At 44.1% G+C, this 15,275-nt stretch carries 14 protein-coding genes and 2 pseudogenes; 8 read left to right on the top strand and 8 right to left on the bottom strand.

What is annotated here, in order from left to right:
- A complete protein-coding gene (locus CKQ84_RS08875) occupies positions 1 to 564 on the top strand; it encodes a chorismate lyase (RefSeq protein WP_105250968.1) in 564 nt (187 codons plus the stop codon).
- Positions 565 to 2,281: 1,717 nt separating this feature from the next.
- Here the strand turns inward: CKQ84_RS08875 and CKQ84_RS08870 are convergent.
- Positions 2,282 to 2,491 (bottom strand): annotated as a pseudogene (locus tag CKQ84_RS08870) (hypothetical protein); the annotation flags it as partial.
- Between the two features lie 326 nt (positions 2,492 to 2,817).
- Positions 2,818 to 3,411: a YhgN family NAAT transporter gene (locus CKQ84_RS08865; protein ID WP_011848195.1), complete on the bottom strand. Its 594-nt coding sequence runs from the start codon at positions 3,409 to 3,411 to the stop codon at positions 2,818 to 2,820.
- Between the two features lie 531 nt (positions 3,412 to 3,942).
- On the opposite strand from CKQ84_RS08865, the gene CKQ84_RS08855 reads away from it, so the two are divergent.
- On the top strand, positions 3,943 to 5,583 hold the full coding sequence (locus CKQ84_RS08855) for a metal transporter (RefSeq protein WP_105250967.1): 1,641 nt from the start codon (positions 3,943 to 3,945) through the stop codon (positions 5,581 to 5,583).
- A gap of 61 nt (positions 5,584 to 5,644) precedes the next feature.
- On the top strand, positions 5,645 to 6,448 hold the full coding sequence (locus CKQ84_RS08850; protein ID WP_105250966.1) for an NRDE family protein: 804 nt from the start codon (positions 5,645 to 5,647) through the stop codon (positions 6,446 to 6,448).
- A 39-nt stretch (positions 6,449 to 6,487) separates the two neighbouring features.
- Here CKQ84_RS08850 and CKQ84_RS08845 read toward each other — a convergent pair whose 3' ends face one another.
- Positions 6,488 to 6,940, bottom strand: coding sequence for a DUF4440 domain-containing protein (locus tag CKQ84_RS08845; RefSeq protein WP_105250965.1), 453 nt, complete (start codon positions 6,938 to 6,940; stop codon positions 6,488 to 6,490).
- Positions 6,941 to 7,073: 133 nt separating this feature from the next.
- Here CKQ84_RS08845 and CKQ84_RS08840 point away from each other — a divergent pair, with 133 nt between their 5' ends.
- Together CKQ84_RS08840 and CKQ84_RS08835 are read left to right on the top strand one after the other, a co-directional pair.
- Positions 7,074 to 7,637, top strand: a complete 564-nt coding sequence (locus CKQ84_RS08840; RefSeq protein ID WP_105250964.1) for a lysophospholipid acyltransferase family protein — start codon at positions 7,074 to 7,076, stop codon at positions 7,635 to 7,637.
- A gap of 26 nt (positions 7,638 to 7,663) precedes the next feature.
- Complete coding sequence (locus tag CKQ84_RS08835) at positions 7,664 to 8,287, top strand: LysE family translocator (protein WP_105250963.1); 624 nt, start codon at positions 7,664 to 7,666, stop codon at positions 8,285 to 8,287.
- Positions 8,288 to 8,313: 26 nt separating this feature from the next.
- On the opposite strand, the gene CKQ84_RS08830 is transcribed toward CKQ84_RS08835, so the two are convergent.
- Complete coding sequence (locus tag CKQ84_RS08830) at positions 8,314 to 9,579, bottom strand: mechanosensitive ion channel family protein (RefSeq protein ID WP_105250962.1); 1,266 nt, start codon at positions 9,577 to 9,579, stop codon at positions 8,314 to 8,316.
- Between the two features lie 209 nt (positions 9,580 to 9,788).
- Here CKQ84_RS08830 and CKQ84_RS08825 point away from each other — a divergent pair, with 209 nt between their 5' ends.
- Positions 9,789 to 10,367, top strand: a complete 579-nt coding sequence (locus CKQ84_RS08825; RefSeq protein WP_105250961.1) for a hypothetical protein — start codon at positions 9,789 to 9,791, stop codon at positions 10,365 to 10,367.
- 26 nt (positions 10,368 to 10,393) lie between these two features.
- On the opposite strand, the gene CKQ84_RS08820 is transcribed toward CKQ84_RS08825, so the two are convergent.
- Positions 10,394 to 10,786, bottom strand: coding sequence for a DUF1090 domain-containing protein (locus tag CKQ84_RS08820; protein ID WP_105250960.1), 393 nt, complete (start codon positions 10,784 to 10,786; stop codon positions 10,394 to 10,396).
- Between the two features lie 215 nt (positions 10,787 to 11,001).
- Between CKQ84_RS08820 and CKQ84_RS08815 the strand changes: the two genes are divergently transcribed.
- Entirely contained in the window at positions 11,002 to 11,631 is a 630-nt protein-coding gene (locus CKQ84_RS08815) for a DUF3157 family protein (protein WP_105250959.1), read from the top strand.
- Positions 11,632 to 11,769: 138 nt separating this feature from the next.
- Positions 11,770 to 12,765, top strand: coding sequence for a DUF481 domain-containing protein (locus tag CKQ84_RS08810; protein WP_105250958.1), 996 nt, complete (start codon positions 11,770 to 11,772; stop codon positions 12,763 to 12,765).
- Here CKQ84_RS08810 and CKQ84_RS08805 read toward each other — a convergent pair.
- The 3 genes and pseudogenes from CKQ84_RS08805 to CKQ84_RS08795 all read right to left on the bottom strand — a co-directional run.
- Positions 12,748 to 12,969: pseudogene (locus CKQ84_RS08805) on the bottom strand (VOC family protein); the annotation flags it as partial. The gene CKQ84_RS08810 and the pseudogene CKQ84_RS08805 overlap by 18 nt on opposite strands.
- A gap of 96 nt (positions 12,970 to 13,065) precedes the next feature.
- Positions 13,066 to 14,364, bottom strand: coding sequence for a M23 family metallopeptidase (locus CKQ84_RS08800; protein WP_105250957.1), 1,299 nt, complete (start codon positions 14,362 to 14,364; stop codon positions 13,066 to 13,068).
- A 484-nt stretch (positions 14,365 to 14,848) separates the two neighbouring features.
- Positions 14,849 to 15,271: a VOC family protein gene (locus tag CKQ84_RS08795; protein ID WP_105250956.1), complete on the bottom strand. Its 423-nt coding sequence runs from the start codon at positions 15,269 to 15,271 to the stop codon at positions 14,849 to 14,851.
- Positions 15,272 to 15,275 lie beyond the last annotated feature (4 nt).

The following is a 15,275-nucleotide window of genomic DNA, read 5'->3' as shown; positions in this document are numbered from 1 at the left end:
ATGAATGTGACTAGCTTAAGCTTTCCCTATGGTGAATCTATTCAGTGGTTTTCAGCCGATCTAGCCGACAAACTCCCCAAATCGCCCTTGAAAGAATGGTTGCTTGCCACTGGCAGCCTAACGCAAAAACTCAAAACTTGCTGCGCTCAATTTGAAGTAAAGATACTAGGCGAAGGACTGCATGCTCCCTTAGAGGGCGAATATCCCCAGCAAGGTGCTGTATGGATCCGTGAAGTCTTGCTTTGCCTCGACTCGATACCTTGGGTATTTGCCAGAACCTTGATCCCTGAAAAATTAATGGCCGAGCGCAAAATGGATTTCCTTAGTTTGGGTACTCGCCCCTTAGGTGAATTACTGTTTAGCCAAGATAACTTCATCCCCGGTAGAATCGAAGTTGCCAGTTTCGAAACCTGTAGTCGCCTTGCCCACTTAGCTGAAAGTTTAGATCAAAGTGTCGAACATGCACTCTGGGGACGCCGCCGCTATTTCCATCACGGTGAGCATGAAATGATCGTCAGCGAAATCTTTCTGCCAGCGGCCGAGCAAGCTATCAATCGAATGTGAATGTTTGGGTATAGACGCTTATACAATAAAAATGCCTCTAAATCAGAGGCATTATATACGCTATTACTTAACTTAACGACAATTCATAATCTACATATTAAGTACGCCTATAATTTATTCAAGCTATTTTACTTAAGCTCTAGCTAAACCCAAGCCAATTCAACTTTATCTAATAAAGTAAATAACATGAGTCTGATCAGAATTTCGGTTGGCAATTCTAAATATTTATAACTTTTAGTTTATTTCTTTAGAGTGATTTAATTACTGGCGTACAATAGATTTTTACTTTTACTGCAGAACGGAATTTACCATTATACTCTCTAGACCTTACATTGATATATAATCCTCCAGAGTTTTTAGTGCTGTAATTAGTAAGTTTAAATGAGTCAAAACCATCAAGCCTTTCTCGCGAATAAACTCTGTGTGCCTTTTTGCTTTTCCCTCCGACTGCAATAACCCAAACATCGTCAGCCATATTAATGGTATCTATATCAAAAGTTAGATCAATATACTCACCATAATTGAATGGATATGCTTCATACACTGTTACATCCTTAGTAAGCCCATTGAAATTAAACTCTCTAAATGGTGTCATACAGAAAGGATAATCATCAGCTTCGTCAGTAGTTTCTGCGATTCTCGAACATGAATCTTTAACTGAACGCCTATTATTGTCCTTCAAGTAAACATTTCGAGTATAAGATGTTCCTTTATTGTATTCAGAGTTATCAACATCCCCCATCAATGCTTGTAACATCGATGAGATAATAGGACCACTAGGTGCAAGTTGTTCTGCTGCCCCAAGGGCAAATGAATAGGATTTCCTATCATGGCGATAACGTTGTGCGGCCATATAAGCTGTTGCAGCAATCGCTGAAGCATGTGCCTGAGAATTGTTATCATCAATGGCTAAAAACTTGTCAATAAGTTTCTGCTCACGTGGTTTGTTAGCATAATATGACCCTCTATGTAATTCTACATCAGACAATACTTTATTTAGGCTTCGTCCAGTAGAGTTGATATTTTCAGGTGGTTTCATATTATCCATACAAGGTAAAATATATTGAGCTGTTGAAAATTTACTTTCAGGACTCAAATCTATTAACTTACCCTCCGTATATAAATCTTTGTTGCTCGCTACTTGTGCGATGCTATTTAGTTCAGGCTTGATTCTATTTGTACTATCTTGATAATTCTTTGGCGCTTCCATATTTAATGTTGATGTATCACTCGTAACACTATCGATAGAATTTTCCGTTTTAGCAATAGTAATCCCCGCTAGAGTTGTACCTGATTCTGCCAGCTCATAAAAAATGACCATTTCCCTATCGAAAGGAGCAGGCGTGACAGAAAATCTTGCGGCAATGGAAGCATTCGCCACTACACCAGCCTCAGCGGAAAGATTTATAACGGTTCGTCGTTTGGGAGCGGGCTTCACTTTAATAGTTGTATATTGATCTTTTTTCGTTGTGCCAATATGGCGGTATGGGTGGGGGATAATATCAATATAAGATTGACTATACTCATCAACGTCACCTCTTTCAAATAGCAGACCAACCTCATCAGTATGGTCTTTGAAAAGTAAACACTCACTCCATGTTGAATCAGCGGGAATAGAGAACTTCTTATATTGCAGATTTTGAAATTGAGGTGAAATATCAAGACATCCTTTTGTTCGATCGTGCTCCACAGGAGGTTGAATTGGTCTGCCACCACGGATATAAGCATTTATCGCGGCCTGCTTTACGCTATCACTGGCATCAGCTGACACTTCACCGCGCTTGATCAACCAATATAGAATTTGTTCTTTATTCGCCACAGAGGTGTGATTCGGAGTTGCAGGGGTATGATTCGGTGCCGCAATACTCGCACCGCTGATCAATGCCAACATCAGTCCAAAAGCTATGACGCCATTTGTTCTTCGCATTTTTAGTTTCCTTCCGTAACAGCTAACGCCGTTTACGCTATTCTATTTATTGAGACTAGTGTCTCTTTGCATTAAGACAAATTACCTTTAATTAGTAATCTACTCAGGGTTTATCCGTCTTCAAGTGATAGAGACAGAGTTTTCGACATTAGCAGCACTGCACCTCAGTAACAACTTGATACACCTGTTCGCAGGTAAGATTTGCACTTTTGTCAGCAAATATTCAGCAAACCTCTGTGCTGACTCAATTCCAAGCCAAATCTCAGCCATAAAAAAACCGCATTAACAACGTTAATACGGTTTCGTTTTGATCAAACTAGATAAAGTTAGCCAGCGGTTTTCAGATAGTTTGAAATACCGTCGAGGAACATTTGCACTGAGATCATGACCAGCACCATACCCATCAAACGCTCGACCGCTGTGAGCCCCTTTTCCCCCAGCACACGGGTGAAAAGTTTATAAAACATTAAGATCACCGCACTCGCCCCCCAAGCTGACACTAACGCTATGGTCCAATCGCCCATACGTGAGCTATCGGTATGCGCCAGTAAAATCAAGGCTGCAAGAATCGATGGGCCAGCCATCAAGGGAATAGCCATAGGCACGATAAAAGGCTCTTCTCCCGCGGCTAATCCAACGACACCACCGGGTTGGGGGAAGATCATCTTAATCGCGATCAAAAACAGAATAATACCGCCTGCAATACTCACAGATTCGGAACGAAGATTTAAGAAACTTAAGATAGCCTCACCCGCATAAAGGAAAGACAGCATGATTACTAAGGCGAAAAGTAACTCTCGGATCAGTACCTTACGACGTTTCTTGGGATCGATATGCCGCAGAATCGACGCGAAAATCGGCAAATTCCCCAAAGGGTCCATGATCAGAAACAACATTACCGCAGCAGAAAATATATCCATTTAACGTATCAACACCCAAGCCAAATAAGCCCATATTATATACCCAAACAACCTGAAGATGCAGGATTCAGCAGGAATGTAACGCACTTTAGGCAAGGCCCTTTATTGCTCCTGCATAAATGGCATTCACGCCATCCATGGCGATTGCGGTTATTTGCGGACCTAGTGGGCTAAGTTAAAAATAACCAACACGGCATAAAGTACGTTACAACCCGCCGGAACGGAGCGCCTAGGGAGCTCCACTTCCGTGTTGCAACAATTCAAAAGGTGGCCGACATTCTGTCATTGATGCGCCTTGAATTGAAGCACCCTAGGCGCTCTGAAACTCGTATCTTCAGGTAGCTTGGGTATAGTACCTTTTCTCGAGTTAGATCTGAAAATTTCCCCGCAAAATGGCCAAAGTGAATAAAATTCTCACCTTCAAAACACAGTATAAAATGTCAGTTGAGTAAATTGCCTGCAAGTCACTGCTCACTTTGCTTTACAGCTGGTATACTATGGCGTTTTTTCAGCAAATTTTCCGTGGAATCCATGCTCTATCTTCTTGCTAGCTGTATCGCACTCTTAATTGGCCCTCTGTTTTATCGCTACTTCTCATCGAGTAGTGGCTTACAAAAGGGGCTCGATGGTTTTATATTCGTCTCATTAGGCGGATTAGTGCTGATCCACATCTTGCCAGAATTACTCGAGCATGGTGGCATGCTTGCGATCATCTTTGTACTCCTCGGCATCTGGGGGCCTACCGCCAGCGAACGCCTATTTCACCGTTATTCAGAAGTCACCCATAATTTTACGCTTTTCTTGGGTATTGGTGGCTTATTACTGCATACCATCACCGATGGCACCGCTATGGTTTTGGCGCAGCAAGACGATAACTCCATTCTGCTAGCTCTTGGTGTCATACTCCACCAATTACCCGTCGGTTTTGCAGTATGGTGGATACTTAAACCCCATCTCGGAACACGTTGGACACTCATGATCTTTGCAGCCCAGATGCTATTTACAGGCATAGGCTATTTCGCCGGTGAGCAACTACTTCCTTATTTAAATATCGATGACACTGTCTACTTACAAGCCTTTATTACAGGCACAATTCTGCATGTGGTACTACATCAACCCCATGGTCAGCATGAAAGTGATACGCAAGGCAAATATGAATACCAAGCTGGCATAGGTAGTTTGCTCGGCATCGGTTTACTCGTGATGCTGCTATTAATGGATTCAGGCGGCCACGAACATGCCCACCATGATCACAGCACAGAGCAATTAATAACTTGGCTATTAAAGCTCGCACCCGTGTTGCTGCTGAGCTATGGTGCGGCTGCGTTGCGCTTTAAATTAGGTTTGACGCCGCAGGATAGCAGTTTAGCCCGTCGCTGGTTCCAACGCTTAGCTGGGCCTGAAGCCTTAGTGATCACAGCTCTACTTCTTGGTCCTTGGTTAGCATTATTCCAATTGCTTGTAGTGTTTATTCTGAGTGCGTATTTAAGCCATGCTAACGTCACCATTACCGATCCACACACTAAATTACCCAGCAATTCACTGCGTTTCGGCTTTGCTCATTTAGTCGATCGCAGCGCACCTTGGATTTTACTCAGCCTAGTATTAGTGAATTTAATTGGCCACCCTTCAATGCCCTTAAGCAATCCATTGCTACAGGTTGTTGTGCTATTGCTTGTATTTTTACCAATGCGTTTCTGCAACTTAGGCGCCGCCGTACTCGCTCTTGCACTGGCTTATAGTGGCTGGAATCCTATCGCGATTATGATGCCGCTGATTGCAGCACCTGTGCTCAACATAGCTCAGCTTAAGTTAATGACATGGACGCAAAGGGCGATATTACTGAGTATTATTGCGCTGAGCTTAGCCGCAGCATTACGCTTGCCACTATGGTTCTCCTTATTTACCTTGCCTGAAGTCGTGAACTTAATTGCTCTACTGATCCTCTCCGGGGTGTTTGCCGCCAGCTTACTGCGCTTAGGTCCACGTAAATTTTTACGCCGCTTAATGCTTAGCAAACCGGCAGCTCATGCGCATAGCCATTCCCACGAGAATACACATACTCACGAATCTAGCGCTTCGCACACTGACGAGCAGAAACCTGTTGTGACGCCTAGTGCCGATAAACATGCACATGAACACGCAAAAACGGATAAGCACTCGCACCACTAACGCTGTTCATTTGTGAGCAGACAGGCTAAGTTAATCTACCTTTGGATTAATTTAGCCTGCTATGTGCATACTCTTTGTCGCCATTAATGCCCATCCTAAGTATCCCTTAATCATCTGTGCCAACCGCGATGAGTTTCATCATAGACCAACTGCGCCAGCGCATTTTTGGCCGCCGGAAGAAAACATACTCGCGGGTAAAGATCTGCAGGCCGGTGGCACTTGGTTTGGTATCAATAAACAAGGACAAATCGCTGGCGTAACCAATCTGCGCGTTCCGCAAAAGAACCCTGAAGCCATGCGTAGTCGTGGCGAGCTAATTACTATGACGCTCAACTCAGGGTCGCTCGTGTGCCCTAATTGGCTCATTGAACATAGCGACAATTATCAGCCGTTCAATCTCATCTTCGGCCAAGGTACTGACTTATATTGTTTTAACAGTATCAATAAAGACACAGTAAAACTTGCCGATGGATTTCATGCCATTAGCAATGGTGCACTCGATGATATTTGGCCGAAAATGGCGAAGGGACAGCAGGCGTTAGAAGCGGCAATCAGCCAGTCCAGCAGTATAGAAGTGCAAGTACTGTTACAACTAATGAAAGACGATTCCCAGCCGCAAGATAATGAGCTGCCTAATACGGGAGTCGGGATCGAGTGGGAACGGCGTTTAGCTGCGATTTATATTCGTCACCCCGACTATGGCACCCGCTCCACCAGCATTCTGCTTGAAGATGCTGAGGGCGGTATGCATTTCACCGAAGTGAGATACGATGGCAAAGGTAGACAGCTTGGACAGCAAGATTTCCATTTAACCCTGCCAGCCGAGCCGCCAGCCAAACCAGACTGTTTATTATCGCAAATCTAATTTGAACTGCAGTGCAGCACTGAGTGTAAAGGACACAGTTTAGTCTGAACTGTGGTCCATAGTGATCACCCAACGATCGTCGATTTTTTCAATCAACAGAGTAAACACGCCCGTTGGGGCATCTTTTATCCGCCGTAAATCCCAGCGCCCAACAACCATAGCGGCGTAATTACTGAGCATTTTGATTTCTTTGATAGTGAACTTCAGTTCACCAAGCGCTTCTTTATTTGGATAATTTTTCTTATAGGCAGCGAGAGTTTCTTCCCAGCCAAAACGAAACTTACCATTAGAGACAAAACGCAGTTGATCACTCTTCCAATAGCCTTGCATATAAGCATCGAGATCGCCGCGATTCCAGGCGTCTTCTTGGCCTTTGAGCATCTGCGTAATTTCATCCGTCGGCACCGCATTAACATGACAAGTCAGCAAGAGTAACAGTGCCGCAAAAACACGCTGCCAGATAACCTTGTTTAATAGTCCATTTTTCAACATAGTATCGTTCCCCCACAATCAATCAGGTTAAACTGTACTATACCGAATTCAGTACAGACTATCTTGTTTAAGCCAGTTTAAAATCTAAAAAAGCTGATGATATTATTAATTTTTCGACTCTGGGCACCGAACTATGTTTACACCACTTTGCCGTTGGCTACTTAACACTTCAGGCTGGCAGATAGAAGGCCAACTGCCCGACTGTGCTAAATACATCATCATAGTTGCACCGCACACTAGTAACTGGGACTTCATTGTCGGCATTTTAGCCCGTGGCGCCCTAGGTATCCGCATTCACTTTCTCGGCAAACACCAACTCTTTATCCCGCCTTGGGGCTGGTTTTTCCGCGCCATTGGCGGCAGTCCGGTGGATCGGCGCAAGAACAACAACTTAGTCGATGCCGCCGTGCAGCTGTTTGAGTCAAAATCCGATTACAAGTTAGCGCTAGCGCCAGAAGGCACCCGCGGCCCAGTGACGCGCTGGAAGTGCGGCTTTTATCATATAGCCAGCAAGGCCCAAGTACCCATTACACCCGTTGGCTTAGATTTTAGCCGCCGCGCTGTCGTTATCCGCACACCACTGCAACCCAGTGACGATATCGTGACCGACATGCAAGAGATTTTGAGCTTCTATCGCACCATTAAAGGCCGTCATCCCAAGGTGATCCCTGATTTTATAGCGAGTGCCAAATATTAACATTTATTCCATTTAGAGCAGCAAATATGCAACCCGAAACCTGGTTACTCTATTTATTTGCCATTGTATTGATTGGGATTTCACCCGGTCCTATCGCTATGTTGTCTATGTCCCATGGGATCCACTTCGGCAAGATGCGCAGCATAGCCACAGGCCTTGGCAGTGTTAGCGCCGCTTTAATCTTAATGATGGCGTCAGCGGCAGGACTGGGGGCGATTATTAGCGCCTCAGAATACGGTTTTACCCTGCTCAAATGGTGCGGCGCGGCCTATTTAGTATTTTTAGGTATTAAGCTGTTATTGACGAAAAACCAAGCTCAAGCCCTTGAAGTTAGCCCGTCAGAGGGCAAAGGTACGCCTGCGCAGCTTTATAAGCAGGCGTTTCTAGTGGGGATCAGTAATCCGAAGGATTTACTGTTTTTTGCCGCGTTATTTCCGCAATTTATCAATCTTGCCGCGCCGCAATTACCGCAACTGACCATTCTTGCAGTCACTTGGGCCGTGGTGGATTTTAGCTTTGTGATGATTTATGCCTGCATGGCCAATGTACTTGCGCCCAGCCTAAAGGCGAGCAACAAGCTGCATTGGTTTGACAGAACCAGCGGCGGTGTATTTATCACCTTAGCCGCGATTCTTGTCTCTCGAAACTAAATCGATAATCATCGACAGTCATCAAACTAGTCGACCTTAACCGACTTTAAACTGCGAATATCATTGCCGGTAGGCGCTTGGAACGCCTGCAGACCAAACTCAGGCAATATTGCAAAAACATGGTCGAAGATATCCGCTTGTATCGCTTCATAAAATGCCCAGCGAGTGTCGTTAGTGAAGATATAAATCTCGATCGGTAGACCCTCTGTGGTCGGCGCTAATTGGCGAACCATTAAGGTCATATCCTTGTGGACTTTATCGTGACGCTGTAGGTATTCCTGCAGATAAGCGCGGAAAGTGCCGACGTTAGTCAAATGGCGGCCGTTCACTTTCATATCGAGATCCGACACTCTGGCATTCGACTCACGAATTTCGTTTATTTTTGCGGGGAAATATTCTTTTAAGCAATTGATCTTACTGAGACGTTCGCGCTCTTCCTCGGTCAAAAACTTTATGCTGTTGATATCGATATTGATCGCGCGTTTGATCCTGCGACCGCCCGACTCAGACATACCCCGCCAGTTGCGAAACGCATCCGACACTAAGGCATAAGCAGGGATCATAGTGATGGTTTTGTCCCAGTTGCGCACTTTCACCGTGGTCAGCGAGACTTCTTCTACCGCACCGTCGGCGCCGTATTTATCCATCTGGATCCAGTCGCCTTTACTCACCATACGGTTAGCCGCTAACTGAATGCCCGCCACAAAACCTAAGATAGTGTCGCGGAACACTAACATCACAAAACCCGTTGCCACACCTAAGCCGCTGAGGAAGTACACAGGTGATTGATCGGCCAAGATTGAGATAGAAACGATAATCCCAACAAAGAATAAAAATAGCTTAGTTAACTGTACGAAACTCTTAACAGGCAAGCGCCGACTCACCAGATTCACATCTGAAATTTCATCAACCGCATCCATACCTGCATACATAGCGCGGATAATCAGCACCACTAACCAAATACTCAGTAATCGGTCGACTAGCCCGCTTAGCAGTGGATGCTCAGTCAGCGCGATTGGCACTAATAGATTAAGTACGATAGCGGGCACAAGCATGGCCAGCTTTTCAAGCACCTTATAACGCATGAATACATCGTCCCACGTCGCCTTAGAGCGCAGGATTACCATATTCACCGCACGAATCACCACGCGTCGGACAATAAAATAAGCGATGCTCGCTAACAGTAAGCAAGCAATGACCATAACTGTGGTCGATATTCCATCAGAGGGTTGGCTATCAATCCCAAAGCCCGCTAACCATGCCGAAATTTCGAGCCTTATTTCCTGATCCACAATTTCACTCCAACGTAGGCGCTAGCGCAACAAACCCATACAAAGGTAACTGCCGAGTTGACCTCGGTTAAATGCCACCCTAGAAAACACTCAAATCAAAACACAAAATATTTACAAACACTTATTTTAAAAGAGATTTTAGCATTTTGAATTGACCCCGCACACAGGAAAATGAACAATATTTCCCCTATCCCTAAGGAAACCATCCCATGTGTCGTCATTCATATACGCTAGCCTGTCTTAGCATTGGACTCCTGAGCCTATGCCAACCGCTTCAAGCGGCCGAATATAGCACTTCTAAGCAATTAGTTAGGCCAGATAAATCAGACGAAACTGCCAATGCACCTTATATCGCCCTTATGCTCGATTATATTCCCGCCACAGATAATCTCTATGGCATTACAATCGCCCCCTATCATTTCGATAATAATTACCAACAATGGGGTTATTACCTAGGCTATGCCCGCAGTCGTGAAACCGATATTATCGTGCCAGAACCCGCGGAATCCTATCGCCAAGAAAGCCTCTTCCGCTTAGGCTTAAGCTACAGCTTAACGGCAGATTTAAGCTTTTATGCCGGCGGCAGTGGCTATATCAGCACAGTATCTTACACGAATAACATTTCACCCAAAATTGTCGATGGCAAACCCACATGGGAAGAAGATAAAACGACCCGTTGGGGCGCAGAAGCTGGGTTAAGATATCGAATCACTGAGCACTTCATACTGAGTGCCGGTTATAACTCCAGCACAGAATCCACTATTTTAAGCATAGGTTACGCGGGCTAAGCTCCTAGCGATTGGGCTTGAGCTATTTATTGCGTTAGCTCGGCTCGCGCCTTAGCAAGATCAGCCTCGACTTCGGCGACTTTATTGCGTTTCTTGTTGATTTTATCCATAGAACGACCTTCTTCTATGGCTTTGGCCAATTCGTTTTGGCGCTCGGTGAGTTTTTCCTCTAAAGCCTCAACTTTAGCGACTCGCTCGGCGTATAAGCTATCATCGTCGCAATGGGTTGAAACTTCGTCATAGGCCTTTTCAAGTCCCGCGACTTTATGCTTATTACCTGCCGCTTTTGCTTGGGCAAGTTCGGCACTAATGGCATCTAATTTCGCCGCGCAACCCACTTTCGGTGCTTCAGCAGCCAAAGTGACAGTGCTAAATGCCAATCCAATCACTAAGCCATAAATTCCATGTTTCATCTGCATCTTAATCTCCTGTTACTTTATTCATTGAGCATACCGCTCATGTACACCTATCTAATAGTGCCACAGTCAGCTAGCTCAATCTGTACTAGCGTTAAAATCTCGCCATTAATCCACTTTATTCATCAAAACACGACTTAGACAGTGACTAACATGCGGCAAATTGTTTATGTTAGGGCAGAATATTGACTCAGACGGATATCGGAGCCAGAAAATTAATGCACACTTCATTACGCCTTAGCGCACTTAGCTCATTGTTATTGCTAACATCATCGGTTATGGCGGCCGACGTAGCCAATATCACCCTAGAAAATGGCGCCCAAGTCAGACTCAAAGACGACTTTACCTGGGAATACGTGATCACTGAAACCAAAGCAGCGCCCAATGCCTTAGCCACTGCAGCCGTAGCAAGTGCATCGAGCAATATTGCCAGTGTCCCAAGTGCCGCAGTTACCACTCAAACTGTTGCTGCGCCAGTCACCACCTTGACCGCCACTGCGATTACCCAACCTGAGCTATTAGGCTCAACGGCAAAAGATGGGATCAAAGTCAGCTTTGCTGAAGGTCAATGGAAAGGCGACAAACTCGGACTCAGCTTCGATCTCGCCAGCACCAGCAATGAACACGTTACCTTAGTTGAAGTTGAAGCTAGCTTCTTCGCCGATAATGGTACTTTGCTCAAAACCGAAAAACTCGAAGTGTGGGAAGCCATTTTCCGCATGCCTGAGACCTATCTACGCAAAGGCGAACAGCGTAAAAGCAGCGTCATTTGGGTCGAAGGCATAGATAAATCCCAATGGCAGAAGCAGCTCATTAACCTCAAAATAACCGAAATTAACTCACGCTAACAGGCAAAGAAGTAAGGGATTGCGAACCCGTTTTCAATCCCTTATCAACACTTTTATCAAATGTTATTGCTTTGTAGAGCCTGTGTTCGAGTAGAATGACAACACTTACTCTCCCTTTATTTTGAGCCCACGAGCAAGATGCATAATCTGATATCCAATCCAGCATTGTACCTTGTTGCTACGCTCTGTAGTGTCAGCCCCTTGTGTTATGCCGACACAGTTTTTTTGCTCAATGGCGATAAAATTAGCGGTGAAATTAAAGAGTTTAACGATCAAAATCTCATCATCAACACCAGTTATACCCCCAAAATTACCATTCAACGCAGTGCCATTCTCAGCCTCGAAGTCACAGATACTAGACCTTGGAGTGTCAGTCGTTCCATACAGGACATAAGTATTCAAGCCTCTAATGAACATGGCATGGTATTAATTAATAACCAGCACACTCCCGTGAGTGAGTTGAGATTCTCGCAGCACTATGCAAACTCAGATTGGAATTTTAACGGTAGTGTAGAAACCACACTTGATGTCACCAAAAACAAGAAAAATAGTCAGAAGCTACATATCAAAGGCGATATCACAGCGGAAACCTTGCAATGGCGACATAATATCAAGACCGAAGTGCGCTACGAAACCGAAGATGACGTGACTAAGCGCAACACCCTCGAAGGACATTATTCATTAGACTATCTGCTCAATGAGCATTGGCTGTTACGTCAGGAAGATTTTTATGAAGAAGATAAACTCGGCATCGATAGCCATAGTTATTATGCGGGGCTCGGTCCTGGTTATCGCTTTTGGGGTGCTGGGCGCGATAAATTAGACTTCGTCGTAACCTACAACCATTTTTGGCTTGAACAACAGTCCTTTAAACTAGAACTAAATGCTTGGGCGGCCTCACTTAACTATAAACAATATTGGTTTGGTGGCATTTTAGAGTCCTATGCCGATCTGCAAATTGCCTTCCCAGATATGCCTTCGATTGATTACATCTCAAACTCGACAGTAGGACTTAAATATCTGCTAACTCAGCGGATTTATTTGTCATTTAAATATGACTTCAATGACACTAAAACAGTGATAGGCAATACGAGAGATACCAGCTACACCTTAGGATTAGGGGTTAACTTCTAATCCTGATTCCCGATACGCTAACCTGTGAGCCATAGGATGTTCATCATTCAATTGCAGTAAATCCCATAAGTTACCGTAGAGATCTTTAAACACAGCGACTGTGCCATAGTCTTGTTCTTGCGGCTCGCGCGCAAACTCCACGCCATCGGCGACCATACGTTGACAATCCCGCCAAAAACCACCGGTATTCAAGAATTTAAACAGGGATATCCAAACAATTTGAGGATTCAGCTAGCTTAGCGAGCAACGGTTTTCCTCGCATTATATCAGCCCCTCGATTGAGGGGCTTTCTATCATTGATTAGAGACTTCCAGCATTATACAGCGGCGCCCAAGCGCACATTGTACGATTGTTACTTACATCAAACAGATTGAAACGACTGCAGTTATTGTCATAGTTGTAACTACCAATGTTGATTCTATATTGTCCCAAATGTACATCTTGCAACGACACATGGCGCCCATCCTTTAATAAAGAAAAATGCAAATGTGGCCCAGTTGAACTCCCACCTTCACACAAGGCTGCATTTTTATTATTTGCATAAATGCCCATCACGGTATTCTGGTTTACATATTGACCATTACGCACTGTAATTTGATCCATATGATAATAGTTAGTCGCCCAACCGTTAGCATTTGTCACCCGTACTTGGCAGCGAGACAACACATTGACAGTCCCAGCATGTGCGGAAGCAACCGAATAAGTCGGACTCCCCCATTGTGGCCAATCGTAGGATACATCGATTGATGATAGCGGATAGCCAGACCCAGTATGCGAATGAGCACCATTGGATTGCCATGAATATCCCTGTCGCCAAGGCATTTGCAGCATGTTACTGGGTGGCAGACTACTCGCGGTAATATTCGCCAATGGGACGACTTGTTGCATCGACTGAGTTGAATCAGCTACAAGCGGATTTTTAGCAACTGAACTCATTAACAACTCACGTTCAGTATTGCCAAATAATAATCTAAACTGCTCAATAAATGGGGCCAATCCCAAAGCGTGCTCACCCGTCATAACGGCATGTTGCTGTTGCTCTATCCTACGACCGTTTAACAAAGCCAATAATGCAAAACTCGATGCATTAACTGCGTCGGTGCTTGGCGGGTATAGGCCTTTTAATTGAGACTCTTCATAGGCATAAAAACGTTGTGATAGCTGAGCCAATACATCTTGGAGTTGTTCCTCAAAACCCTGTTTATCCGATAATGTTCCCAAAGGTCGGTTAAGCGCTTCAGCTGTCGGAGACGAAATTAACTGAGATTGCATTTCCATCAAAGTCAGTATGACTTTGGGGTTAATACTATAATATCCAGCCCAATGCGTAATCGCCTCTTCTTTATCGATTAAATCAGGAACATTGACGTAAATAAAGTCAGCTAAATCAAACTGCGATGCATCTACGCCATATAAAAACATCAGATTATTAAATGGCAGTAACACACTAGGCATATCTACCATTTTCATTTCTTCTGCATCAATATGATACTGACTGGTTGGCATATCAGATGCGAACGATGGTAACGCTATTATCGCGGAGACACTTAACGCGCGGCCTATCCATAATGCCGTGCAACATATTTTAAAAAAATTCATACTTATCAGATTCCTTTAGTAAGTCACTCAGATTAAATATTATTTTCAAATGCCAGTTTGCTTTAGACGTAATGATATTCACAACTAAATTTTTATAGCTAGAGAACATTAAAGAAGCTAAGTGACAATAATCGCCTATGCAAATAAGTGACGTATAAAACTGTCAACAAAAACTGACGCTCATTAATTTAAATGTGAGTTAAATACTAAAGTACGAAAAAAGTGAATGGGTAATTATAAAAACCAAAGAATAATTTATTCGATAGATATTTAATTTTGAATAAAAACATAATGGCATTGGCCGATCCATTATAAAATCTATCCGTTCCACAAGAATAAATTGAAATTTACAGTGAATTCCCAATAAAAATGATCAATAACTGAGAATTTTAAACGAACTTAACAGAGGTAAAACACAAAGAGTATTCCCAGTGTTTGACCCCATTAAATAGCTTGCGCGGTAATTCATACGAAATACTGAATCTTAACTCATTCGCTTAGCCATGACATGATTCGGGTTCAATTGCAGTAAATCCCATAAGTTACCGTAGAGATCTTTAAACACAGCGACTGTGCCATAGTCTTGTTCTTGCGGCTCACGCGCAAACTCCACGCCATCGGCGACCATACGGCGATAATCACGCCAAAAGTCATCGGTATTTAAAAATAAAAACACCCGACCACCCGCCTGATTACCGATAAAATTGAACTGCTCAGGTTTAGACGCCCGCGCTAACAAGATAGACGCGCCCTTAGAACCCGGTGGGGCAACAACGACCCAGCGCTTATCTTGCTCGGCTTGATAAGTGTCTTCGACTAATTCGAATTTTAATTTATTCACATAAAAATCAATCGCCTCGTCGTAATCTCTTACGACTAAGGCGATATGCACGAGAGCTTGTTTCATGGCG

The sequence above is a fragment of the Shewanella sp. WE21 genome, assembly GCF_002966515.1.
GTDB lineage: Bacteria > Pseudomonadota > Gammaproteobacteria > Enterobacterales > Shewanellaceae > Shewanella > Shewanella oncorhynchi.
Note: the sequence above shows the minus strand (reverse complement) of the source record. Positions and strands in the feature narration are given on the sequence as shown.